28 protein-coding genes are annotated in these 24697 nt (G+C 42.5%); 21 read left to right on the forward strand and 7 right to left on the reverse strand.

The features are described 5' to 3' along the window. Window positions 1-159: 159 nt before the first annotated feature. Window positions 160-537 carry a flagellar hook-basal body complex protein FliE gene (gene fliE, locus ICN15_RS09460; RefSeq protein ID WP_216202495.1) on the reverse strand — a complete coding sequence of 126 codons (378 nt, stop codon included), beginning with the start codon at window positions 535-537 and terminating at the stop codon, window positions 160-162. Window positions 538-791: 254 nt separating this feature from the next. Here fliE and fliF point away from each other — a divergent pair, with 254 nt between their 5' ends. The 17 genes from fliF (at window position 792) to ICN15_RS09545 (ending at window position 15245) form a co-directional block, all read left to right on the forward strand. Then, entirely contained in the window at window positions 792-2402 is a 1611-nt protein-coding gene (gene fliF, locus ICN15_RS09465; RefSeq protein WP_216202496.1) for a flagellar basal-body MS-ring/collar protein FliF, read from the forward strand. Further along, window positions 2402-3403, forward strand: coding sequence for a flagellar motor switch protein FliG (gene fliG, locus ICN15_RS09470; protein WP_216202497.1), 1002 nt, complete (start codon window positions 2402-2404; stop codon window positions 3401-3403). Before fliF ends, fliG begins: the two co-directional genes overlap by 1 nt. Next, window positions 3396-4052, forward strand: a complete 657-nt coding sequence (locus ICN15_RS09475) for a FliH/SctL family protein (protein WP_216202498.1) — start codon at window positions 3396-3398, stop codon at window positions 4050-4052. The genes fliG and ICN15_RS09475 overlap by 8 nt, the downstream gene beginning before the upstream one ends. A 29-nt stretch (window positions 4053-4081) precedes the next feature. After that, window positions 4082-5512 (forward strand): flagellar protein export ATPase FliI, encoded by a 1431-nt coding sequence (gene fliI, locus ICN15_RS09480; protein ID WP_255532967.1) that lies wholly within the window; start codon window positions 4082-4084, stop codon window positions 5510-5512. Next, window positions 5512-5964: a flagellar export protein FliJ gene (gene fliJ, locus ICN15_RS09485; protein ID WP_216202499.1), complete on the forward strand. Its 453-nt coding sequence runs from the start codon at window positions 5512-5514 to the stop codon at window positions 5962-5964. The genes fliI and fliJ overlap by 1 nt, the downstream gene beginning before the upstream one ends. A gap of 14 nt (window positions 5965-5978) precedes the next feature. Continuing rightward, window positions 5979-7118, forward strand: a complete 1140-nt coding sequence (locus ICN15_RS09490) for a flagellar hook-length control protein FliK (RefSeq protein ID WP_216202500.1) — start codon at window positions 5979-5981, stop codon at window positions 7116-7118. 18 nt (window positions 7119-7136) lie between these two features. After that, window positions 7137-7481 (forward strand): BLUF domain-containing protein, encoded by a 345-nt coding sequence (locus ICN15_RS09495; RefSeq protein WP_216202501.1) that lies wholly within the window; start codon window positions 7137-7139, stop codon window positions 7479-7481. A gap of 78 nt (window positions 7482-7559) precedes the next feature. Continuing rightward, the gene (locus tag ICN15_RS09500) at window positions 7560-7970 is read left to right on the forward strand and encodes a hypothetical protein (protein WP_216202502.1); all 411 of its coding nucleotides are present in this window, start codon (window positions 7560-7562) and stop codon (window positions 7968-7970) included. 168 nt (window positions 7971-8138) lie between these two features. Next, the gene (gene fliL / locus ICN15_RS09505; RefSeq protein ID WP_216202503.1) at window positions 8139-8633 is read left to right on the forward strand and encodes a flagellar basal body-associated protein FliL; all 495 of its coding nucleotides are present in this window, start codon (window positions 8139-8141) and stop codon (window positions 8631-8633) included. Window positions 8634-8647: 14 nt separating this feature from the next. After that, complete coding sequence (fliM, locus tag ICN15_RS09510) at window positions 8648-9664, forward strand: flagellar motor switch protein FliM (RefSeq protein WP_216202504.1); 1017 nt, start codon at window positions 8648-8650, stop codon at window positions 9662-9664. Then, the gene (gene fliN, locus ICN15_RS09515) at window positions 9651-10022 is read left to right on the forward strand and encodes a flagellar motor switch protein FliN (protein WP_304609512.1); all 372 of its coding nucleotides are present in this window, start codon (window positions 9651-9653) and stop codon (window positions 10020-10022) included. The genes fliM and fliN overlap by 14 nt, the downstream gene beginning before the upstream one ends. A gap of 24 nt (window positions 10023-10046) precedes the next feature. Beyond that, window positions 10047-10616, forward strand: coding sequence for a flagellar biosynthetic protein FliO (gene fliO, locus ICN15_RS09520; protein WP_216202506.1), 570 nt, complete (start codon window positions 10047-10049; stop codon window positions 10614-10616). 13 nt (window positions 10617-10629) lie between these two features. Continuing rightward, window positions 10630-11421 carry a flagellar type III secretion system pore protein FliP gene (fliP, locus tag ICN15_RS09525; RefSeq protein WP_216202507.1) on the forward strand — a complete coding sequence of 264 codons (792 nt, stop codon included), beginning with the start codon at window positions 10630-10632 and terminating at the stop codon, window positions 11419-11421. A gap of 10 nt (window positions 11422-11431) precedes the next feature. Next, on the forward strand, window positions 11432-11701 hold the full coding sequence (fliQ, locus tag ICN15_RS09530; RefSeq protein ID WP_216202508.1) for a flagellar biosynthesis protein FliQ: 270 nt from the start codon (window positions 11432-11434) through the stop codon (window positions 11699-11701). Window positions 11702-11761: 60 nt separating this feature from the next. Continuing rightward, the gene (gene fliR / locus ICN15_RS09535) at window positions 11762-12538 is read left to right on the forward strand and encodes a flagellar biosynthetic protein FliR (protein ID WP_216202509.1); all 777 of its coding nucleotides are present in this window, start codon (window positions 11762-11764) and stop codon (window positions 12536-12538) included. A gap of 28 nt (window positions 12539-12566) precedes the next feature. Further along, entirely contained in the window at window positions 12567-14144 is a 1578-nt protein-coding gene (locus ICN15_RS09540) for a tetratricopeptide repeat protein (protein WP_216202510.1), read from the forward strand. A 300-nt stretch (window positions 14145-14444) separates the two neighbouring features. After that, a complete protein-coding gene (locus tag ICN15_RS09545) occupies window positions 14445-15245 on the forward strand; it encodes a hypothetical protein (RefSeq protein WP_216202511.1) in 801 nt (266 codons plus the stop codon). A 62-nt stretch (window positions 15246-15307) separates the two neighbouring features. On the opposite strand, the gene ICN15_RS09550 is transcribed toward ICN15_RS09545, so the two are convergent. From ICN15_RS09550 to flgA, 6 genes are all read right to left on the reverse strand, one after another. After that, window positions 15308-15679: a hypothetical protein gene (locus ICN15_RS09550; protein WP_216202512.1), complete on the reverse strand. Its 372-nt coding sequence runs from the start codon at window positions 15677-15679 to the stop codon at window positions 15308-15310. 145 nt (window positions 15680-15824) lie between these two features. Further along, window positions 15825-17006 (reverse strand): flagellin, encoded by a 1182-nt coding sequence (locus tag ICN15_RS10985; protein WP_216202513.1) that lies wholly within the window; start codon window positions 17004-17006, stop codon window positions 15825-15827. Between the two features lie 186 nt (window positions 17007-17192). Then, complete coding sequence (locus tag ICN15_RS09560; RefSeq protein ID WP_216202514.1) at window positions 17193-18002, reverse strand: flagellin; 810 nt, start codon at window positions 18000-18002, stop codon at window positions 17193-17195. 282 nt (window positions 18003-18284) lie between these two features. Then, complete coding sequence (locus ICN15_RS09565; protein WP_216202515.1) at window positions 18285-19112, reverse strand: flagellin; 828 nt, start codon at window positions 19110-19112, stop codon at window positions 18285-18287. A 73-nt stretch (window positions 19113-19185) separates the two neighbouring features. Continuing rightward, window positions 19186-19494: a flagellar biosynthesis anti-sigma factor FlgM gene (gene flgM, locus ICN15_RS09570; protein ID WP_216202516.1), complete on the reverse strand. Its 309-nt coding sequence runs from the start codon at window positions 19492-19494 to the stop codon at window positions 19186-19188. 150 nt (window positions 19495-19644) lie between these two features. After that, window positions 19645-20433: a flagellar basal body P-ring formation chaperone FlgA gene (gene flgA / locus ICN15_RS09575; RefSeq protein ID WP_216202517.1), complete on the reverse strand. Its 789-nt coding sequence runs from the start codon at window positions 20431-20433 to the stop codon at window positions 19645-19647. 206 nt (window positions 20434-20639) lie between these two features. On the opposite strand from flgA, the gene flgB reads away from it, so the two are divergent. Genes flgB through ICN15_RS09595 form a run of 4 tightly spaced genes read left to right on the forward strand, consistent with a single transcriptional unit; the run spans window position 20640 to window position 24635 of the window. Continuing rightward, complete coding sequence (gene flgB, locus ICN15_RS09580; RefSeq protein WP_216202518.1) at window positions 20640-21086, forward strand: flagellar basal body rod protein FlgB; 447 nt, start codon at window positions 20640-20642, stop codon at window positions 21084-21086. A 43-nt stretch (window positions 21087-21129) separates the two neighbouring features. Continuing rightward, the gene (gene flgC, locus ICN15_RS09585) at window positions 21130-21540 is read left to right on the forward strand and encodes a flagellar basal body rod protein FlgC (protein ID WP_216202519.1); all 411 of its coding nucleotides are present in this window, start codon (window positions 21130-21132) and stop codon (window positions 21538-21540) included. Window positions 21541-21553: 13 nt separating this feature from the next. Further along, entirely contained in the window at window positions 21554-22255 is a 702-nt protein-coding gene (locus ICN15_RS09590) for a flagellar hook assembly protein FlgD (RefSeq protein WP_216202520.1), read from the forward strand. 28 nt (window positions 22256-22283) lie between these two features. Beyond that, window positions 22284-24635 (forward strand): flagellar hook-basal body complex protein, encoded by a 2352-nt coding sequence (locus ICN15_RS09595; protein ID WP_216202521.1) that lies wholly within the window; start codon window positions 22284-22286, stop codon window positions 24633-24635. Window positions 24636-24697: the final 62 nt, after the last annotated feature.

Consider the following 24697-nt stretch of genomic DNA (forward strand, 5'->3'; position numbering starts at 1 on the left):
ATAGATCTAAAATATAACAAAAAGATTTGGCTTAAGTTTGTAATTGCAAACCGATTCAAGACCTTTAACGAAGCGCATCATTTATCAAGGTTTCAAAAGTGGGTTTGTTATGAGAATGTGGTTGAACGGATGATTTAATTGATCCTACTTTTTTACTCTCTACACCTGCATATTCATGATGTCATGATAGGCCGTCACCAGCTTATTTCTCACTTGGACAGTAGCCTGAAAGGACAAGCTGGCTTTTTGAGTTGCAATCATGACATCGGATAAGTGGACACTGTCGTCCCCCAGAGAAAAATTCTTGCCTAACTCAACCGCCTTATCATGGGTTTCATTGACCTGATCTAAGGAGGCCTTGAGGGCAGCGGCAAAGTCAATGGAAGGACTGGATTTAGTCCCCTTCCCATCGGTAATGCCTTTAATGCCTTCCAAGCCATTAATAGGACCTGCAAGGCTTGGGGCAGCAGCAGACGCAGCCTTTAGTTGGGCCAACATTGCCTGAATTCGCCCTGAATCAATAGCGCCGACACTCATGATGGAACTCCTTACCTATACATTTGTAATGTAAGTAATGTATCAGTTCTGAATGCTGGCAGTTTTGCTAATAAGAAGGAAAAAAAGGCCTTATTCCTTGAATTGAAATAACCTAGCCCTGATCATAATTACGCCTAACTACTACTTTTCTTTAGGGCTTTTGTGCAGATTATGCTAAAAAAAATGATCTTACCAGCATTGATGGCGGTGCTCAATCCCCTTATGTATTCCCCTAATTTGCCAAGGAGCAAGTGATGGAAGCTATATTAGAGCGACTAAATTTGCAGGGTAAAAGTAAGCAACTGTTCTTGTCTTTAGGTATTGCTATGGCTATAGCGGTTATGGTGGTATTTTGGATTTGGAGCCAAAGCCCTAAATATAAAGTTGTATTTTCAAACTTCAACGATAAAGATGGTGGAGCAATCGTGGCTGTACTGGAGCAGCAAAATATTCCATTTAAGCTAGCAGATGGCGGCGGATCTATTTTGGTTCCTGCTGATTTGGTCTATCAAACCCGTCTCAAATTGGCTGCTATGGGCTTGCCAAAGGCGGGTAACGTAGGCTTTGAATTGCTTGAGAATCAAAAATTTGGCGTCTCTCAATTTGTTGAACAGGTCAATTTCCAGCGCGGCCTAGAAGGTGAGCTTGAGCGCAGCATTCAGTCGATCTCTGGGGTTGAAAGTGCCAGGGTGCATTTAGCGATTCCTAAGTCATCGGTTTTTGTGCGTGACGCCCAAAAACCAACAGCCTCTGTTTTGATTAAGCTCCTGCAGGGTAGAACTCTAGGTCAAAATCAAGTAAGTGCTGTAGTACATTTAATTGCTAGTAGCGTCCCTAATCTTGGGATATCAAATGTAGACGTTGTGGATCAAAATGGTAATTTACTTTCAGATACTAGCAAGGGTGGGGCTAAAACTTTAGATGCCAATCAACTCAAATATGTTGATGATATTCAAAAAAATATTACAAAACGAGTCCAATCCATCATTGCCCCTATGTTGGGCGATAAAAATGTACGTGCTGAGGCTAACGTAGAAGTAGATTTTTCAAATACTGAAGAAGCGAATGAAATTTATAAGCCCAATCAAAAGCCTGATGTAACGGTCATTCGGAGCTTACAAAGCAATGAATCGATCGTCTCTGCGGGCTCAACAACTGGCGGGGTGCCTGGCGCACTCAGTAATCAGCCGCCTGCCAATGGCACTGCACCACTCAATACAACAACCAATAACGCTCCTGGGGGAGCGGCTACTGGTGCTGCTGCTACCCCGCCTGCACAAACTCCCCAAAATACTCAAAGAAATACGACGACTAACTATGAGGTGGATAAAACCATTTCTTTTACGCAAAAATCGATGGGTGGTATTAAGCGTTTATCGGTAGCCGTAGTTGTGAACAATAAACCGGATGTAGATGCTGAAGGTAAGGAAATTACACGTCCTTTAAATGATGCAGAGAAACAGCAAATTACTGATTTGGCTAAGCAAGCAATGGGCTTTAATGAGGCTAGGGGTGATAGTTTGACAGTAGTCAATACTCCGTTTACAGCGCTAAAAGAAGAGGACTTGCCTGAATTACCGATCTGGAAAGATCCAGCCAATATTGAATTAGCTAAAAATACGGGCCAAATTCTATTTGGAGTGATTGTGCTCTTCCTCATCTACCGTAAGGCTATTAAACCTATGTTAGCGAATTTGTTGGCCCCTGACCCAGTGCTAGAAACCAATGAAGAGCTCGATGAAAATGGTAGACCTTTGCCAAAGCTATCCCCATACCAAAGAGATCTAAAAAATGTTCAGGCCCTCGCTAAGGAAAATCCTAAGGTGATCGCAGACGTAGTAGGTAGTTGGGTTGGGAATAGCTAATGGCCCAAGAAAATAGCGTTCTTAAGGCCGCCATATTGATGCTAGCTCTTGGTGAAGAAGGTGCTTCGATGGTCATGAAGCACGTTTCACCTCGGGACGTACAAAAGCTCAGTACGGTGATGACTACCCTGAGAAAAGTAGATCAGACCGCTGTTGCAGAAACACTGCGGGATTTCTTTGCCTACGCTGGTGAAGGAGCATCACTTAATATTGATACGGATTCCTTTACGCGTAATGTGTTGACGCAGGCTTTAGGTCAAGAGACCGCTGCAGGTTTATTTGAGCGCATCCTTGAAAATCAAGACTCTGAAGGTATTGAAAATTTAAAGTGGATGGATGCTTCAGCAGTTGCAGATTTAATTCGTTATGAGCATCCTCAAATTGTTGCAACTATCTTAGTGCATTTAGAGCCCGAACAATCTTCACAGATACTCTCTTTATTTAATGAGGATCTACGAAAAGATACGATGTTACGAATTGCTACCCTTGAGGAAATTAAGCCGCAAGCACTCAAAGAGCTCAATGTAGTTCTTGCCAGACTATTAAGTGGCGCACAAACATCTGCGAAAAAACAGATTGGAGGCATTAGGGCCGCTGCTGAAATCATGAATTATATTGGCCAAGCTCCGCAACAAGTTTTGATGGATCGGATTAAAGAATATGACATTGAGATCGCAGAGAAAATAACGGATGAAATGTTCACCTTTGACGACATTATTGGAATTGACGATCGTGGAATTCAGACGATCTTGCGCGATATTCAGTCTGATGCTTTGATCGTTGCTCTGAAAGGCGCTAACGCTGAATTACGTGAAAAGATTCTCAAAAACATGTCTACCCGTGCCGCAGATATGATGCGGGAGGATTTAGAGAATAAAGGCCCAGTCAAACTCTCCGAGGTCGAGGCACAGCAAAAAGAAATTCTTGTGGTTGTGAGAGGGCTCATCGAGGATGGCTCTGTAATGTTGCCTGGTAAGGGTGGAGGCGAAGATTATGTCTAATCCTGAGCTTTCTCGCCCTTGGCCAAAAACACTTGGCGAATCCTTTTTTAATGATTTACACCCCCCCAAGACCCCAGTACAGCGTGAGCCTACTGTCGCTCAATCGATTAGCTTTTCTCCGGAAAAGATTAAGGGTATTTTAGATAAAGCCTATTTGGATGGCTTTGACCGAGGTATGAAGAGTGGCCATGAAGCGGGTATGAAGTTAGCTAATGAAAAGTTAGCGGTAGAGCAAGCGGCATTAATTGGCTTAATGAATGGATTTAGTACTAGCGCTAAAGATAAAAGTCAGACTTTATGTCATGATGTTTTAGCACTTGCGTTAGACATTGCTAAGGCAATGCTGAAAGAACAACTCAAGGTTAACCAAGCCACTGTATTGCCCATCTTACAACACGCTACCAATGGTCTGATCGATGCCCAAGACCCAATATCTTTGAGCTTACATCCAGATGATGCCCATATTGTGCGGCAGTATTTACAGTCCAAACTACATGATTGGAGCATTCAAGAAGATGCCCAAATTGAGCGCGGTGGTTGTTTAATCGAGACATCCGGCAATACTATAGACGCTACTAATGCGAATCGTTGGCGTTTGCTTTGTGATGCGCTCGGTCAAAACAATGCATGGCTAGAGGAGGGGACATGACTCTCACTTCACAAGCTGACCTTGCTGATATGAATTTGCCTTTAATGAATCTAGATGGCTATCTTGATAACTATTTGCGTAATTGTTCAGGAGTACTGTCGACGCTAGATAATCTTGAAGTAGCTGGGCATGTAAATAAGGTAACTGGTTTAGTAATTGAAGCAGGTGGAATTAATCTGCCCATTGGGAGTATTTGTCTAATACCCATGGCCGATGGTCAGCAGGTTGAGGCAGAAGTGGTTGGCTTTGATCATGGGCGTTTATTTTTAATGCCCCAAAGTGATATTGAAGGTATCGCTCCTGAGGCAAAGGTCATTCTCAAATCGATTCCAGTTCGTCATTCAGAGTTGCATCAACCCTTTGAACTAAAAACTTCTGCATTGAATAAAAATATCGGTAAAGTTACCCAGCTCCCGGTTGGTGAACACCTTTTGGGTCGAGTTCTAGATGCCAGTGGAGTGCCTTTAGATAATCTAGGCCCTCTTCAGACCGAGCACTTTTCTCCCCTACAGTCTCCACCCATCAATCCATTGAAGCGCGCTCCGATTGATACAATTTTGGATGTAGGTGTTAAAGCTATCAATGGATTATTGACCGTAGGGCGCGGCCAGCGCATGGGTTTGTTTGCTGGTTCTGGAGTTGGTAAAAGCGTCCTTTTAGGAATGATGGCTCGTTATACTGATGCCGACGTGATTGTGGTTGGCCTGATTGGCGAGCGTGGTCGTGAAGTGAAAGAGTTTATTGAAAACATCCTTGGCCCCGTTGGATTAGCCCGCTCAGTCATTGTGGCTGCACCGGCTGATGCTTCACCTTTGATGCGTTTACAAGGCGCTAATTATTCGGCAACCATTGCAGAGCACTTTCGCGAACAAGGAAAGCATGTTTTGCTGATCATGGATTCGTTAACACGTTTTGCGATGGCGCAACGTGAGATCGCACTTGCATTGGGTGAGCCTCCCGCTACAAAAGGTTACCCACCTTCGGTCTTTGCAAAATTACCAAAATTAGTAGAGCGCGCTGGCAATAGTGACGTTGGCGGCGGCTCCATTACTGCTTTTTATACTGTATTAACAGAAGGTGACGATCAGCAAGATCCAATAGCTGATGCCGCTAGAGCAATCTTAGACGGCCACATTGTACTTGATCGCACACTGGCAGAGGCGGGACATTATCCTGCAATTGATATTGAGCAATCTATTAGCCGCGTCATGAATAGTATTGTTGGCCAAGAGCATCAACAAGCTGCTCGTAAGTTAAAACAGTTGAGCTCAAAATATACTCGCAATCAAGATCTCATCAATGTGGGCGCCTATGTAACTGGTTCTGATGCTGTATTAGATGAAGCAATTAATAAGCGGCAGTTAATTGAAGCCTTCTTGCAGCAAGACTTTTCTGATCAGGTGAATGCTCAATCCACTATTAGCCAATTAAGTCAGCTTATATCTGGTGTTAAAGAATAATGTCTAATTCTCTAAACGTCATGAACACGCTTTTAGGGATTGCAAAGCGCAATCTCGATAGAGCTGCCGAGTCCTTGGGAAAAGCAAATCAGGATGTTACCGACGCTCAAGAGCAGCAAAAGCGATTACAAGTGTTTCGTGAAGAATATATTACGCAACGTAAATCAATTTCCTTAGAGGGAATTACAGCAACAGATTTAAAAAATTATGAGTTGTTCTTAAAGGGTATTGATAAAGCAATTGTGGGTCAAGATAGCGTTATTCATCAATATATAGAAATTGCTAAACACCATACCAAGCATTGGCAAGCCTGCCAAACAAAAAAAAGATCTTATGAAGTCATTATTGACAGAAATACACAGCAGATCCAAAAATTGAGTAACAGGCGCGACCAAAAACTCATGGATGAATTTAGTAGTAATCAGCGCCGGTTCTTAATGGCAAAATCCTAATTAGGATGATGAATATGAATATTGATGTTAAAGCCCAAGCCCAATCCTTGCTCAATATGAATGTTGCACAAGAGCCTACGCTATCTTCAAGCCAATCTACTGGGATCGCCAATGCACCGATATTTGGTCAAATGCTTTCTACCCAGGTCAAGGTTTTACAGGTGCAAGATGCAAAAAATACCGTAGATACTGCCCAACTCTTATCGCCTAAATTCGAGCATGCTAGTAAAACAGAAGCAAAGGCTAAAAGTCATGCCGCAAATCATCCGGGACAGGCCCATCATTTAGGTGAGTGGGTTAATCTTGGCGGATCAAATCTTACCGCTAGGACTCAACTGTCAGTTAACATTCAAAATCTTCACCCTGGCTCGCATGCTGAGTTTGCTTTTGCTAAGTTGGCTGAAATGCAAGCACAAGCAAAAAATATGCGTTTATTTTCCAATGATGCTTTATCCAATAGTTCAAATTCTGATGTAAAGGCCGAGTTTTCAATGCCTCATACTCGCTTGCCAAATACCATGGGGGTATTAGGAAAAACAGGACTTTTGGGGGATTCAGAAAAAGAAGCGAATCATTCTAAAATTGCTCCTAATCCTGATTCAGAAGTAATCACTGCAGTAGGAGTTACTGGGATAGAGCATCAAAGTCAAGAGCAGAATGGGCAAGGTCATGGAGATCATCCCGAGGCAGACCTGGGGTCTGCGCAACTACGCACCAATACCATGCAAGGACAAATTCATGCCTCTTTTGGGTCGCTTCAGTGGAGCGAAGAAATCAGTCAAAAGTTAGTATTGATGATTGATGCTAATATGCATAGTGCAGTTTTAAACCTGAATCCTGAGAATCTTGGCCCCTTAAAAATTGTTATTTCTGTGCAAGACCATTTGGTAAATTCAACCTTTATTTCTAATAATGAAGAAGTCCGTCAAGTATTGCGGGACGGTGTAGAAACTCTTCGTGCTTCGATGAAGGAATCTGGTCTTGATCTGATTCAGGCAGATGTTCGCTCCGGGAAGAGTTTTCAGCAAAGTCAAGAGCAGGTTTTAGCAACCTTGCTACCTGAAGATCAAGTTGAGCTTGCTCAGGCTCTCAGTAATCAAAGTCAGGAAGCCCGAACATTGCTTTCTGATGGAACGGTAAACGTTTTTGTTTAAGCCCATATTTATATAAACATGTATCAACTCATCTACGTCAGCTCCTCTACAGAGACCTTTACCCGGGAAAAGTTCTTGGATTTAGCCTTCGTAATGAGCAGCCAGAATACCAAAATTGGCATTACTGGAATGTTGGTATTTAAGGATGGTAATTTTATGGAAGTCTTGGAAGGGGAGGAATCTGCAGTCAAAGAGCTCTTTAGCAAAATCCATGTTGATCCTCGGCACACCTTAGTTAGTGTCATTCAAGAGGGCGATATCAGTGCCCGTGAATACTCCAGTTGGGCCATGACTTTTTATAATTCTGCAACAGAGCAATATGAACATGTTGGTTCTCCAATACAGTGGAAGGACAATTCATGAGCCCATTTGTAAGAATTGGGGGCAAAATCTCCCTTTATTCCCCTAATTGAAATCCTTTCTGACCTATAAAATCAATCGATGAGTATCAGTAATTTATCCCATTCTCTCGCCTCAAGCCAGGTCACAAGCGACTCTAGTGTTCGTTTGAGTAAGCTTGAGGACCAAAAAAAATCCACACCGGAGGCTTCTCAGTCAAGCTTTTTGGGTGATTTGAGTAGTTTTTTAGGTAACGCTATTTCCGGCGGCTTAACTGTAGCCTCTGTTGCGGGCTCCTTAGCTATCCCGGGCGTCTCGAAATTGGGTGAGGCTGCTGCCGTGTCATTATTAAATGGGTTTATGAGCTCTAAAACACCGAATACCGCTTCTGAGATGGGTTCCCCTTTGGACGCAGTAAGTGGCGACTCCGGTCTCCGAATGATGGCCCAACAAGTCTATCAATATAATCAATTGATTTCATCCCCGGGCGCTAGGTTTCTCGCTACCGCTTAAGAGCTCAAGCCTCTTAGCAAAAGAGGTTTAAGGCTATCAAAATCCTTTTTTTGTATACAGCAGTAAAAATCTAAACCCTTGTTTAGGGGGTGTTTCCCCCTCTTTTCTGAGTATCTGCGGTCATAATTAGGCTCCATAATTATTCATAATTTCACTATGGAGCCCTAAATGGCAATTGCACCTTCAGAAGACAGGCCGGTTAAACCTAAATCTAAAAAAATGCTCTTCATCATTTTAGGAGCACTTCTAGCCTTGGGATTAGGCGGCGGAGCAGCCTACTATTTTTTGGTAGTCAAGGCAGGTGATAAATCTACAGAAGCCTCAAAACCAAAGGTTCCTGAGGTTCAGATATTTGTTCCATTGGAAATCTTTACTGTCAATTTACGTCCTGAAGCCACCGAGCCTCAGCAGTATCTCCAGACAATGATCAATTTACAAGTATCTTCTGAAGAGGCTGCAGTTGCCTTAAAGGGGCGCATGCCGGAGCTACGAAATCGTATCTTATTCATCTTGACCAATAAAAAAGCTTCCGAAATTACCTCTATAGAAGGTAAAAACGCCCTCATTACAGAAATCACCGAGCAAGTACAAAAGCCCTTCAGCGGTAGTGAGGCTGAGCAAAAAGTTACTGGCGTCTATTTCACCTCTTTCATTATTCAGTAATTCCAGAGCAAATCATGGCAGATGACAATCTCACCGATACTGAACTGAACGAACTGTTAAAGGACGTCGAAGTAACGGAAGAACAGCAAAAAGCTTCAACACAGCAGCAAGGTCGTGAAGAGAAAGTGCACTCTTACAGAGTAGGGGCTCAAGAGCGCATCGTTCGCGGGCGTATGCCTGCAATTGAAACTATCCATGAAAGATTTATTCGTTTATTTCGAATTACTATGTCGAGTCTTTTAGGGGCTCTAACAGAAATTAAGGTAAGTCCAACTACTACATGTAAATATAGTGAAATCTTATCCAAACATAGTCAGCCTACCAATATCAATACAGTGAAGTTCAAGCCCCTTCGCGGCACAGGCTTGATTGTGATGGATCCTGATTTGGTTCTTTATGTTGTCGATAATCTGTTTGGTGGTGGTAGTCGTTTTCCAGTAACAATTGAGGGGCGAGAATTTACTGGTACTGAGCTCAGAATTGTTGAGCGTATATTGAAACTCTTCTTTACTTCTTACGAAGAAGCCTGGGCACCCATACATCCGATTGAATGTGAGCATGTCGGCTCCGAAATGAATTTGACGTTTGTCAACATCGCCATGTCCAGTGAGTTGATGTCAATAACGACATTTACGCTTACTATCAGCGATAAATCCTATGAGATTGATTTGTGCTTGCCATATATGATGCTCGAGCCAATCATTGATCTTTTGACCTCTCAAATGCAAGGTGCTATTCAAGAGCTTGACGATGCTTGGTCGCACGCATTAACCAGTCAAGTAGAGCTTGTAGATATAGAGCTGGTAGCGAGTTTAGGGAAGAAAAATCTACTAATGGAAGAGATTATTGCTTTAAAGGCAGGAGATACGATCCCCTTAATTTTTTCTTCAGAAATTCCAGTGACAGTCAATAATGTCCCAGTACTGTCATGTCGTTATGGAATTTTTAATAACCAATATGCACTGCGCGTGGAAAAGCTTTTAAGGCCAGATGCATCTGAATACACCAAAGGAGCCCATGATGGCAGATGAAATTGAATCTAGCAACCTAGAGCAAGAAGCCGTGCAAGCCGCGGGATCAGAAGTTTTTCGTGAGCTTGATGATGGCTCTAAGACGCAGGAGCATGAAAAAGACTTAGATTTTATTCGCGATATTCCGGTCCAGTTGTCAGTAGAGTTGGGTCGAACCAAGATTTCAATTAAAAATCTGTTGCAATTAGCTCAAGGGTCTATTGTCGAGCTTGATGCTGCTGCTGGAGACTTAATGGATATCCTGGTAAATGGAACGATGATTGCAAAGGGTGAGGTTGTGATTGTCAATGAAAAATTTGGCATTCGACTAACTGAAATTATTACCCCGGTAGAACGTATTCGCAAACTTAATAAATAAGTCAAATAGATTCTTTAATTACTTATGTTCAATTTACGCCACCTCTTTTTGATCATTAGCCTTTTCTTTTCGGAAATGGCTATTGCTCAGATCACCCGTGTACCAGAGGCTGAGGGTGGACCTTTTAGGGTAATTCTTGGCTTGATCTTGGTATTGGCTCTGATTGCCATTTTGGCCTGGGTAATGAAAAAATTTAATCATGCCAAAATTGGTAATCAGTCGGTTGCCAAAATCGTGGGCGGCGTGAGTGTTGGTTCGCGTGAGCGTGTAGTTGTTGTTGAAATTGGGGGGCATTGGGTAGTTGTCGGAGTAGCATCTGGACAGGTGACTAGTCTTGCCAACTTCAATATCGCCGATTTAGATTTTGGCGAGAATGCCCAAAATGAGCCTGAGTTTTATGAAGAAAACTCTGGATCCTCCGTAAGTCGCTCTACTAGAGAGAAGCGTGCTTCCGAACCCCGATTTGAATTTAGATCTGAGTTTGATCAGAATCAAATACGGGAGGAGCAGGTATTCACTAGCGCCCTTAGCTCTACTAAGGAAAGTAAGTTTAATAAAGAGAATATTAAGCGCATCTTGCGTAAGTTACTTTAAGACACGGATCGTTATGACTACTCTAAAAATACCTCAAACCACTTCGCCCAATAATAAGATCCTGATTTTAAGTATTTTGCTTGGCTTAGGTTTAGCATGTCTTTCCATCTCGAGTTTTGCTGCTAACAATTCTTCATTAAATGTGCTTTCTAGCTCAGCAGGTCCTGGCGGAAGTCAAAACTATAGTTTAAGTTTGCAAACTTTAATTTTGCTCACTTCTTTATCTTTTTTGCCAACAGTATTATTAATGATGACAAGTTTCACTCGTATCATTATTGTTTTATCACTCTTGCGTCAGGCAATTGGAGCCCAATCCTCGCCACCAAATCAAATTTTGTTAGGCTTGGCTTTATTTCTCACATTCTTTGTGATGGGCCCGGTTTTCGATCGAGTTTATAACGAAGCCTATCAGCCGCTTAATGATAATAAAATTACGATGCAGCAAGCCTTAGAAAAAGGCTCTGTTCCAATCAAAGAGTTCATGCTCAAGCAAACTCGTGAAACAGATCTAGCCTTGTTTTTAAATATGTCAGGGAAGAAGGTTGCGACACCTGAAGATATTCCGCTTAGCGTCTTAGTGCCGAGCTTTATGACTAGTGAGCTTAAAACTGGCTTTCAGATTGGCTTTAGTATTTTCATCCCCTTTTTGATCATCGACATGGTGGTTGCCAGCGTATTGATGGCGATGGGTATGATGATGGTCTCCCCGGCAATTATTTCTTTGCCATTCAAGCTTATGCTGTTTGTGTTGGTAGACGGCTGGCAACTCTTATTAGGCTCTTTAGCAGCCAGTTTTGCTTCTTAAGGAATCTATTATGTCCCCAGAATCAGTTATGAATATGGGCCGCCTGGCCATGGAAACCACCATTTTGGTTTCAGCACCCTTATTATTAGTGGCTCTCATCGTAGGTCTTGTGGTTTCAATATTTCAGGCTGCTACTCAAATTAATGAAGCAACACTATCTTTTATTCCAAAATTATTAAGTATTTTTGTAACCCTTATCATCGTAGGTCCCTGGATGTTATCTGTCCTCGTTACCTATATGCGCGGTATGTTTACGAATTTTTCCTTGCTCATTGGTTAAAGCCTCAATCTAAATTTGAGTCAATATCGCTACTCTAAAATTGAATTAAATTCCTAAAAGATGTTGATACTCAACAGCGATTTAATCCAAACTTGGGTTGTGAGTATCCTCATTCCGTTGGTACGCATCCTAGGTTTTGTAGCCATTGCTCCGTTCTTTGGTAATAAGGCTATCTCTATTCCCATTAAGGTATCAATGGGTATTTTTTTAGCTGCGATCATTTCTCCTGCAGCACCTGCAATGCCTTTGATTGACGTACTCTCTTTAAATGGAGTCTTGATCTTGACCGAACAAATGCTGATTGGATTTGCAATTGGCTTTATGGTGCAAATTATTTTTAGTGCAATTGAGTTGGCGGGTCAAGTCAGTGGCATGACTATGGGCTTTGGTTTTGCTACAAGCTATGACCCTCAATCTGCTGGTACTACGGTTGTGATTGCTGAATTAATGGGTATTTTGGCCTTGCTCGTATTTCTGAGTATGAATGGCCACTTAATTATGATTTCTGCACTTTTAGAGAGTTTTTACGCCTTCCCAGTTACAGCAGAGCCCAGAATGATCGACGGAATGACTATTGCATTATGGGGGGCAAAACTCTTTAGCATTGCTTTGCAATTGTCTTTGCCTATTGTGGCTACTCTACTAATTACTAATTTAGCACTTGGTATCTTAACTAAGGCTTCCCCCCAACTCAATATTTTTGGTATTGGTTTTCCAATTACGCTAGGTGTTGGATTTCTTGTTGTGATGTTAATGCTGCCCACTATGGCAGCCCCATATCAATTCATCTTAGAGCAGGGTATGTCGGCAAGTAAGACCATGCTCAAGTTAAGATAAGATCTCAAGCAATCAGAGACTTTGAAATATGAATGACACAGTGACTAAGGCTTTAGACCTTATTGAGCAAGGTCATCTCAATCAAGCCAAATGGATTTACGAAAGTATTCTTCAGGACGAGCCCCATCAGTTTGATGCTTTATATATGTTGGGCGCACTACTAACTAATGAGGATCCAGACAGATCTATCCAATTACTTTCTAAGGCGATTGAAATCAATCCGCACGTTCCAGAGTGCTTTGTGAGCGCTGCTAGTGCTCTGATTCAATTGGAGAAGTATCAGTTAGCACTAGATTGCTGCCAGCAGGCCTTATCTTTGAAGGCTAACTCTTGGGAGGCAAATGCTAATTTGAGTGCAGCTTTTTATCATTTAAAGCGTTGGAATGAAGCCTTGATTTACTCTAATATCGCCATCAGTCTTCAGCCGCAGATAGCAAAGTTGTACTCAAACCGCGGCAATGTTTTGCAGGAACTCTTTCTTTACGACCAGGCCTTGGAGGATTTTGGAGTGGCGATTGAGTTAGATGCTAGCAATCCCCAATTTTATCTAGACCGAAGTAAGGCTTATCATGCGCTACAGTTAACGCATTTAGCAATTGAAGATCTGCAAAAAGCAATTATGATCGAGCCACTTTTCCTAGAGGCACAAATTTTCCTTGCTCAACTTTACTTATTAAGCGGTAGTTATCAATTGGGTTGGAGTAAATATGATTGGCGCTGGCAATGTAAAGACTCTAATTTGCAGCCTCTGATTATTAAAAAACCTCGTTGGGTTGCCGGCAGTAACTTTCCGCGAGTATTGATTTGGGCAGAGCAGGGCGTAGCCGAGCATATATTTTTTGGGGGATTACTTCCTGAAATGAAAAAATTAGTATCTGACCTGATAGTGCAAGTGGACCCGAGCTTGATTTCTCTGTTTCAGCGCTCTATGCCGGATATGACTTTTTACTCAACTGAGCAGATAGTTGATGAAAAACTATACGATGCCCATCTCCCGATGGGTGACTTGGCAGGGCTTTTTAGAAACCATCTCGATGATTTTTGTAATGTAAAGACCCAGTTTCTCGTAGCTGATCAACAGCATACAGACAGCATTAAAGAGGCTTTATCAAGTAAAGATCAGCTTTTAATTGGCATCTCCTGTAACCAAGAAAGCAGTCAAGCGGATCCCAATAGAATTCTGGAGCTTAGTCGTTTAGTCAGCACCCTTAATATACCGAGCGTCAAATTTGTGAGTCTTGATGATGGTGATCATGAAGTACGAATTCAGGAGCTCCAAAAGCAATCATTAATTGAGGTAATACAGCGCTCTCAGCTTGAAAATCAAAGCAATCTTGACGATTTAGCGTCCCTGATTAGAGCCTGTGATCTTATTATTTCTGTAGATAATCCGATTGTGCATTTGGCTGGTGCTCTCAATAAGCCTTGCTGGGTCCTGTTAGCTAAAATGCCAGACTGGCGCTGGTTGTTAAATGTGAATTTGACTCCTTGGTATCCTAGTCTGCGACTCTGTAGGCAAACTGTCGATGGTCAATGGGACGACGTTCTTCAAAAAATTCGGGCAGACTTAATGCCTTTATTCAGCTCCCCTGGGCACTATCACTAAACAGCTTTACTGAAGAGTTGGGCAGATGATATTTCTTGGCTTGCTCCATCATCGTGATTGCAGATACTTTTAAATCCAGCACAAAGGGCATTCACCAAAGCGGCGAAATAAGTTGATAAAGCCCTACCCAGCTAAGCCATAAATGGTGGTTTACTTAGGGCTAAGGTACCTAGATTGTAAAAAAACCTCATATTTTTTAAAGGTTTACTCAAGTTTGCCGTTAATTAAGATGTAGGGGTCTAGTTTTTCACTAAACTTATGATTAAATGACATTAGGTCATTTTCGTAAGGTTACCCCTCATGTCCATCTTAATTCCTAGACTTTCACCCATTCTCTCGAATGCTATCAGTTCTGTTGAGGATAAGATGGTGAAGACTCAAACTCAGTTAGCTACAGGTATCAACCCAGACTTGAGTTCTTCAAGTGCCAGCGTCATTTTATCTCTCTCATCTGATATATCAACGTGGGGCACCAGAACAACTGGCCTCAAAACTGCCAATGATTTAGTGGGCGTTACCCAAGTTGGACTCGCTTCAATATCCAGTATTTTGTATCAAATGCTAAATTTGGTGAATTCTGCAGCAGCAGACCCTACAAACGCAAGCACTTATGGCAGCAGCTATCAATCCCTTGGCTTGCAAATTAAATCTATTGCTAGTAGCTCCCTTATTAACGGACAAACCTTGCTCGGTTCGAGTCCAGGAATCACGATTTATCCGGCGCTTAGCTCAAGTATTAGTTCAAGCGTAGCTGGCTATGACTTTAATACCTTAGGCACTTCGCTAGCGGCGGACCACGACTTATCTACTACTGCTTCTGTATCAACAACTACAAAGTTAGCAAATCTCAACACTTATATTGATCAGGTTAGCGCCTTGCAATCGTCAATGAGTGCTTATAGTGGGGCAATTAAGGCCAACATTACTGCGGCGACAGGGTTTTCTAGTGGCTTAAGCGCCTATATTGATGATCTACAAAATGTTGACGCGACTGCATTACAAACCCAACTTCAAGTCCATAGCAATCAACTGAGCATTGATTATTATTTAGTAGGGCAATTAAACGCTGCTGCTGCTGAAGAGCTAAGAATTTTTAGATAGTGATTTGATCTAAACAATGTGGGCTATGCAGATGTTGAGCTCAATCTGCTGAGAGCAAATACTTAAGCAGTATTCTGCTGCTTTGCTGTATTACTAGAGTCCTCTGCCGAGGCCGGTTTATTGTAGGGCTCTAGAATTATTTCTATAGAAGTAATGACCAGGGGCAAGTAATCCATCTTCTGAGTTTGAATGGTACTGTTGAGGATTTGAATATTCGTGCTGTAGATATTTTTAAGCATCGTACGGTGCTGAGAATTCAACTTCTCATTCAGGTTTTCTTGAACCCACTGTAGCCCCTCTGAAACTTCAAGTAGTTTTTTATGGGTCTCTACGGGGTTAAATTCCCCAGCCATGATTCGCTTCAGAATCATAATCACAGATTCAAACCAGCGTTTTTCAAAGCTAGCGCCTGTGAGGTTGTTATCAACCGACACATATGCATTGATGGCGTTTTGTTTTTGAAAAATTTTGGGCTCGACTTTCTGTGCTTTGATAAAACAAATTTTAACCTACACTAATTTAGCATATTAGCGTAGGTTAAGTTGTTATTTAATGCCATAACGGCCTGTCAGCTCTGAGTTATCGGAAAATCGAAAGAATCGCTGCTGAGGCCTGATTCATTTGACTGACTAGATAGTAGTCAACACTTTGTTGTGTATTCAGATTCTGCAAGAAGGCTTGCAGTTCTGTGGCATCTACGTTGGCAATACTATCAATCGTCTTTTGAACGCCAGTACCTAAAGCATTTGCGGTCTCCAGTTGCGCTTTAAGTCCTGTGGTCGCAGCACTTAAGGAAGATTGTGCAGAAGATATAGTCGTAATCTGATTAGCTAGTGAAGTAGTTGCGATTTGACAGTTGGCAATTGCAGTGAATCTAGTATCAACTACAAGGCTAGGGGGTGAGTGTGTACCAGCATTGACAGAGGTTAAAGTTAACACGCCTGATGCTGCTGAAGCAGTGAAGTCAGCTTTTAATGAATTATATTTATCAGCTAATAAGCTTCCGTCAGTCGTTGTAAAGTTTGTCGTTGGTGTTCCGCTTGTAATGAAGGCTGCAAACGCAGTTGCGACTGTGGCGGCGGAAACTGTTGTACCAGATGGGCAGGTATAGACTAATCCCGAAACAGTAACGCTATCGCCCGCAATAAGAACTGATGCTGGTGATGTGTCGCTCAAGGTGATGGTATCGATTTGGTGAGTCGCCCCTGATGCTGCAGTAGATACATTTGTCCCAGTCATACCGCCATTAATTCTGAGATTATTAATGATTGTGGCCATGGCAGTGACGTCTGCAGCTTGTACAGTAGTTTGAGAAGCAATGGTGCCATCAATGCCCGTGGTAACTGTGAGACCAGTGCTGGTATTAATGAGGTTGTTACCGTTTACTCCGGCTGATGCAGCAATGTCGCCAATTTGTTTAGCTAGACTTTCAAATGTTGTATTTAAACTATCTCGATCAGTAGAGGCAAATCCAACGCTAGATGACTGGACGGAAAGTCCTTTCATTTGAACCATGATATCTGCAATCGATTGGAGGGCAACTTGTCCAACATCAATGACGCTTTGCGCATCAACAATGTTTTTCTCAACCGACTTATAGCCCAGCACTTGTGCAGTTAGCCTTGTCACAACCCCATTTTCAGCGGGATTTAAGGTTCTCTTGCCCGCAGCTAATTGGACTTGCGTCTCAACAATTTTCTTCTGAACGTCATTGACGCCAGATGCTAGGGTAGTTGCTAATCCAGTTATCGTATTGTTCACTTTATTTCCTCTTAATCCTTTAATGTCCTGGCATTAGCTTGCGAAAAGGGTGCAGTGCCAGGGCCTAAACAGATAAAAAATACTTCTATAAGGAGAATAATAGTAAAAATTCAACAATTCAATCGCGTAAAAAAGCCGGGAATTACCCGGCTCTTTTACGCTTAGAAAGCTAAAACGCGTTTTAAATCAACGGAATATCGATAAAATCGCTGCAGAAGCTGTATTTAGCTGGCTAACCAAGTAGTAATCAATACTTTGCTGGTTATTCAACGATTGTAGCTTAGTTTGTAGCGCAGTAGAGTCAATCGCAGTCATAGAAGCAACTGCACCATTTAAGCCAGACTCCAATCCAGTAGCATTTGCCATCTGCGCGGTTACCCCGACAGTGTAGGCGCTAAGGTTAGCCTGAGCAGTAGACACGGCTTGAATTAAGGTGTCTAGGTTGGTAATCATCGTACCGGCATTGCTTGAAGTACCGATACCGGTAGCTAAACTTGCAGTCGTGATACTAGCGGTAATACCTTGACCAGTAAGGGACATGGCGCTTGTACCATCCTGGTTTACAGTTACGCTCAATGCGGTAGCGCCGCTGACCAGGTTGTTAGTAGAGCCGTTTAAACTAGCGTTAGTAATAAGGGAGCTTACTTGGGTTGAGAGTTGCTGAAAACTTGTGTTTAGCGAAGCTCTGTCGGTGCCATCCACTAATCCAGCGCTCTGCGATTGTGTTGCCAAGGCCTTCATTTGGATAAGAATGTCAGAAACTGATCCTAGTGCAGTCTGACCAACATTGATGATATTTTGGGCAACAGTAAGGTTGGCTTTAATTTTTGTGTAGCCGGCTGCTTGAGAAGATAAGCGAGTCACAACCCCTTGTTCGCCAGGGTTTAAATCTGCCGTACCCCGTGCTAAAGCATTTTGAGTTGAAATGATGTCGTTTTGAACATCTTTAACAGAGTTCGCAAGAGTAATTTGTAGCGGACTAAAAGTAAATGGCATGATTCTTTTCCTTGAGTTAAATTTACACGGTCACTATGACTGTGATAAACGGCTTGCTTATGCACCATGCATAAGAACAAACCAACTTACGAAAAAGCATCAGTGCGCAGTACTTAGACTACATCAACAGAGCTTGGCGCTAACTATTACATTAGCTCATTTGAAAACTTCCGCAGAAGCTTTCGATCTATATTTACTTTAACGGTAAAACTTTAAAATACTTTAGCAAATAGTTTTTATTTATTATAAAAAACGAGTGTTGCTCATTTTTGATCGGGTTGATTAATTTAACCCGGATTTAAGGCTGGCTATCTTTAAAGATTTATAAGCATCAGGATCTAATTGGCTAATGAGTTGATAGTCAATGTTTTGTTTACTTTTTAATTGAGTAAGCTGCTCTTTAACTTTGACAGGATCAATATTTTGTAAGGTCTTGATGGAGTCTGAAGCTTGTACACTCAGGCCTGTGAGCTCGTTTGCCTTTTTAGATAGCTCACTAGAGGCATACTTTAAATTGGTCTCACCATTACTAATTTGCATCATGGCACTGCGTATGGAGTTGTTGGCTTCCTGGGCATTTTGTGGAGTGTCTAATTTGACGCCGCTTAGCAGGCCAGTGGTCATCATGCCGAAGACATTCACGCTGTTAATAAAGTAGCGAGATGCGGCCGTCTTATCAGTACCGATCACGACATTCATACCAGCGGTGCCACTCAACAGATTGGTTCCATTCAGTTTAGCGCTAGTTGCTAACTTACCAATCTCTGTAACCAATTTCTGAAAGCGAAAGTTAAAATTATTGCTATCACTCGCATTAAGGCTTGGACTGGATGCTAGCGATGCCATTTGTTGCATCTGTCTCATCAACTTGTTAATTGAAGTAATCGCTGTTTGTGCAACACCGATTGTATTTTGTGCAGCAGTGATGCTGGCTTGCGGCTTTGTGAAAGATGAAGCAGTTTTAGAAAGGGTGGCTACAGTATCTTGCTGCTCAGTAGTTAATACTTTTTTACCAGAGACTAGCTGAGATTCTAGTGCCTTAATTTTCGTCTGAGAATCTTTAACAGCAGTTGTAATAGAGTTAACTAAGTTAGTTTTAGCAATGCTCATGTTAGGCATTAAGAATTAACATTGTCAGTGAATTTGTTTCAGCGCAAAAAATTGAATACGCTTTCTTTTCAATCTATTTAGATTTGAGAAAAGAAACAACATCCTTAACCATGGCATCTGCCACTTTGCTTGAGTCAACTGCAAACCGACCGCTTTCAATTTCACTACGGATGATGTCTACTTTTTTAGCATCAAATACTGGGCTATTAGCAACGATTGCTTGCAACGATTGAAGTTGACTTGAAAGTTTGGTGATATCAGCTGCGGGGGGAGGGACAGCACCAGCGCTAGGGTTTACAGTTGAAGTCGGAGTGCTCTCACCCGTAGCTGGTTTCTCAACTACAGTATTCAGTGCGGTCTTTAAAGGATCGTTAATTTTCATGGGGTCACTTTAGCGTAGTTTTAGATACATGTTCTTCAGAAACTGTTGATGAAGGATATTTTGTAAATAAAACATTACTTCATCACCTTCTTTTACGGCGCCTAATCGGCTTTCTTTAGGCATTTTTATCTCAAGCACTCATTCTGAGGGTTAATTTTTGCCACCAACCTCAACCTGGCCATCTTTTCTAGCAATACCAGTCACTACACTGCCATTATTAACTCTGACCTTAGTAATTTCGCCCTCAGCAGCAGCATTTAGGGCTTGACCTTCAGTGGTAATCGAAAACCCAGTGCCTTTACTAGCGACCCTGACACTCTGCCCTTGCTGAATTACGATGGGCATTTTGAGCATTTCTTTTTTAATGACAGTGCCCGCGGCTAGGGTCATTTTGGCGCTGGTACCAATAATAGGGCTAATTTCAGTAAAAATCCCAGTTGGGAGGGCAGTTATATCGCCTTTTTGCAGCTGTAAATCATTGGGGTTGATAGTTTGGCCTTGGCCCAGTGGATTGGCGGCCACCACATAATTAGCGATGATGCTGACATTCGCTTGGAGGTAAACCGTCCATGGTTTTGGTTGGCTACAGCGCACTCCCACAGTGGTCCGGCCCCAAGCAGCACTGCTTGGAGGGAAAAACGCCTCAGGATTAGGGCAAAGATCCAAGCGGGTCCCCTGCTCCATGGGGGTGATAGTGATTTCAACCTTGCCAGGCGAGCCAGCACTTTGAGCCGTTAAAAACTCCTTAACCTTCTGATTTATAAGGCGAAGATCTTGGATTTGGGGCTGTCCTTGCGCCCAGCCTATTTGCGGCATTACTAGTAGGGTGCTGGAGATTAATAAGGCATTAAAGAGCTTAAAACCCCACTTAAAAGGTATGAAATACAGTTTTTCAGGCTTTGCTGGTATTGGAGATGATTCTTGAATAAAACTATTCATGCTCAATCCTAAGATAGATAAGTATCAAAAGCATGATTTTAGGAGTAGGGCGGTAAGTCAATAGCTCAATTAGCCCAGCAATTCCCCCTTTTATTGAAAGATCAATAAAGGAGAGGGCAAATTACATTAGAGAAAATGCAATTTATAGGTTTACATATCCTATTACGACAGCAAAAAAGATTTCTTTAGGGGAATTGGAGAAAAAAATGAATAAATTAGATGCATTGTTTGATTTTAACGCAACTGCCTTGCGGGTGAGGGCGCAGCGTCAAGAAATTCTAGCTGCCAATATCGCCAATACTGACACCCCGAACTTCAAAGCTCGGGATATTGACTTTGCGTCTTCCTTTAAAAAGGCCCTAGAAGCCAATGTGTCCAATGCCGCCAATAACTCTACAGGAAGCCAAAGCGGAGCGCTTTCTTTGACCACTAGCCATCAAAAACACATTTCCGGGGATGTGAAAAAAGGCGGCATTAGTGAAGAAGACTTGCTCTATCGCCCCTTGATACAGAGCAGTGTGGATGGTAACTCGGTCGACGGCGAGGTTGAGCGGACCGCATTCGTAGATAACGCCATTCATTACGAAGCCAACATCACAATGCTCAACGCTAGCATTAAAGATATGAATGAAGCGCTTAAACCTAGCGCTTAATTATTTTTTTGATTCACTTTAATAAATAGAACGGTAAATCACTATGTCTTCCTTACTTAATGTTTTTAATATCTCTAGTTCGGCCATGAGCGCTCAATCACAACGTTTAAATACGGTTGCGAGTAACTTGGCAAACGTTGATAGCGCAACGAGCGCTAATGGTCAGCCTTATAAAGCGAAACAAGTTATTTTTGAGGCTGCGCAGGTTGGAACATCGGGTCATCAGGGCGTTAAGGTAAAAGAAGTAATTGAGGATCAATCTCCGTCACGAATGGTGCATGAACCTGCCAATCCCTTGGCGGATAAAGATGGCTATGTTGCCATGCCGAACGTGAATGCAACTCAGGAAATGGTGAATATGATTTCCACTTCACGCTCTTATCAAAACAACGTTGAAACTATGAATGCAGCTAAAGCAATGTTGCAAAGAACTATAACCATTGGCCAAGCCTAATTAGGACATTAATATGACTACGATTCAAAACAATTCCACTGCTGTAAATGCTGGGGCTACCGGGACTGCTGGCGCTATTAATGGCGCTACTGCTGCATTAAATGCCTCAGCTGGTTCAGCGAAGCAGATTCAGGATCAGTTTATGAAAATGCTGGTTGCGCAGATGAAGTATCAGGATCCCACTGATCCGATGAAAAGTTCTGAAATGACTAGTCAGATGGCGCAAATTTCAACAGTCGATGGTATTAATAAGCTCAACACTTCCATGAGCTCGTTGCTTTCACAGATGCAATCAAGTCAAGCTTATGAGGCCACTAATTTAGTTGGTCGAAGTGTCTTGATTCCAGGTAACACCATGAACCTGGTCAAGGGTCAAGCAGCATTTGGTGCTCAGTTAGATGCATCTGCCACCTCCTTGAAGGTCAATATTTTGAATAGTGCTGGTCAGACCGTAGATGTGTTATCCATGGGCCCGCAAAAGGCAGGCACAGTGCCTTTGGTTTGGGATGGTAAGGACATCAATGGCAACCAGTTACCAGATGGCCCTTATAAATTCCAATTGTCTGCTAATGTCGCCGGAAAAAATATTAATCCAGCTGGATTAACAGTTGCTGGGGTTACCGGAATTCTGAATCCTACAGGTACTGCACCTACACAAATTATGTTGGATAACAACACCACAACGAGTCTTGCTGATATTGCACAAATTCGCTAACTAGATTGCTAAAGATTAAGGAATTGATATGTCATTTACAGAAGGACTAAGTGGTTTACATGCTGCCTCTGAAAATTTAAGTGTGCTGGGTAAAAATATTGCCAATGCTGCAACTGTGGGTTACAAGTCCTCTAGCATTGATTTTACAAATGTACTCGCAAGTCATCTGAATTCTGCTAACTCAGGGTCAGGTCTTCAGACTGGCGGAGCTGTATTGGCTTCCAATATTACTCAGTCATTTTCACAGGGTGCGATTATGTCCAATAACACCCCATTAAATGCCGCTATTAACGGTCAGGGTATGTTTGTGACGTATGACCCAACCCTAGATCAAACTTCTTATACCCGTAATGGTCAATTTATAGAAAATACGGATGGTTATTTAGTAAATGCTTCAGGTTTTCAGGTGATGGATATTAATAGTACCCCCATCAATTTATCAACCTACCAAATACATCCGCTATCAGTACAAACAAAACAGGTCGATGTAGCTGCGTTTACTGCGCCATTATCGCCTTATGGCACGATTACTTTCGGGGGGCTGGTATACACGAACACTGATGGTAAGACTATTGGTACTGCAATGGCTCCAAGCATTGTTCCTTCAACCATCGGAACTCCGTCTACCCGCGAGACGGATGATGTTACTTTTGCACATGGAATGTCTGCTGGTGATGCAATCACTGTTGCTGGGTTAACTTTTAAGGCAAATAAAGATTTGACCAGCACTCAAATTGCCCGTGCTTTTGCTAATTTATCTGCTGGAGCAACTACTGGTCCCAGAACTGCTGATGGTTCTTATAGCGGACAATTATCTAGTAATTTTAGTAGTAGCGCGGTTTACTCAGCAGCCGGAATCAATGGTGGCTCTGGCGATATTGTATTTTTTACTGCAACAAGTATGGGCGCTCAACCAGCAATTACTGCAAGCGCACTTCAGGGTGGCGTTGCTACTATTTTTGCAGGCCTTTTGGCAGGGGATACTGCTGAAACAATCGCAGCTCGTTCTGCAGTGTCTGTTGCAAATGGTGGTCCGGCCAATTATGCCCTGAGCAGTGGAATATTCACCGGAAAGTTAGGAAATTTCGATACGATTTCTGTTGCCGGTTCTACAGCTACCAGTCCAAGCTTATTAACTACTGGCACGCTTGGTACAAGCGGCCCTACTACGCAAATTGAAACACTTATCTTATCCGCATTAAGTGCTGGCGATACTTATGCAGCAGGAGGCCTAACCTTCACCGCAACAAGTAATGTGACTGCCGCACAACTTGCCACTGCTTTTAACAACAAAATTAATACCGCAACCTCTATATCAAGCTATGGAACCTGGGGTGGGACTAAAACAGCTGGTACGGGTGGATCTGGTCTTGGTACTTCGGTGATGAATGGTACGGATGCTATTAACTGGAGCTATGCCGGAGACGGAATTGTCTCTACAAGATTGATATCTGGTGTAAAAACAGTGTCTGGCGTGCTTGGTTCGAGCACTACAAATACAGCTATATCAATCGCCGGCACAAATGCCGCAACGACTGCCGCTGCACAAATTGAAGCATTGACTTTTTCAGCGTTGAGCGCAGGCGATACTTATTCAGCTGGAGGCTTAACTTTTACTGCAACAAGTAATGTGACTGCTGCGCAACTTGCCGCTGATTTTTATAACAAAATTAATACTGCAAGTTCTGCCTCTATCTATGGAACTTGGAGTGGGACTAAAACGGCTGGTACTGGCGGATCTGGGCTCGGCACTGCAGTGATGAGTGGAACGGATACTGTTAACTGGAGTTATAGCGGACCAGGGGTTGTGAATGCAAGATTGATATCTGGATTAAAAACCACCTCAGGTGCCCCCAGTACTTATTTGGGATCTAAGCTGACAACAGAGCAGTTAGCAAATATCTCGGCGGTAATAGTCAATCATAAAAATTATGGGCCAGAGAACGCAATTGATATCAATAGTTATGGTTTTACCAGCGGCTCTCATAGTTTTGTCCAAACGACTACGCTAGGAACCGATTTTGCTTACCTTAATACAAAAGCGATTGATGCAACGGGTACCATTATTGGCACCTATTCAGATAATAGTACTTATGAATTAGGTCAAATTGGCATAGCGCTCATTCCAAGTAATGTGGGACTGAAGGCTTTAGGAAACGACTCATGGGTTGAGACGGCTAAGTCTGGAGTTCCACTTATTGCCGCTGCAAATACCTTAGGTAGAGGTACGATTGTGGGCTCCTCAGTAGAGGCTTCCAACGTGAATCAAACGACTGATATGGTAGGTTTATTAGCTGCCCAGCAAGCTTATCAGGCTAGCGCTCAAGTAGTTAAGATCGAAAGTCAAAATTATCAAACCCTTATTGGAATGAATGGTTAATGTACTTCGTTACACAAGCTAAGCTCACCCAATAGATAAGAGAAGCGAGAAAAAAGGACTTA

It is taken from the genome of Polynucleobacter sp. CS-Odin-A6, assembly GCF_018882095.1.
Classification (GTDB): Bacteria; Pseudomonadota; Gammaproteobacteria; order Burkholderiales; family Burkholderiaceae; genus Polynucleobacter.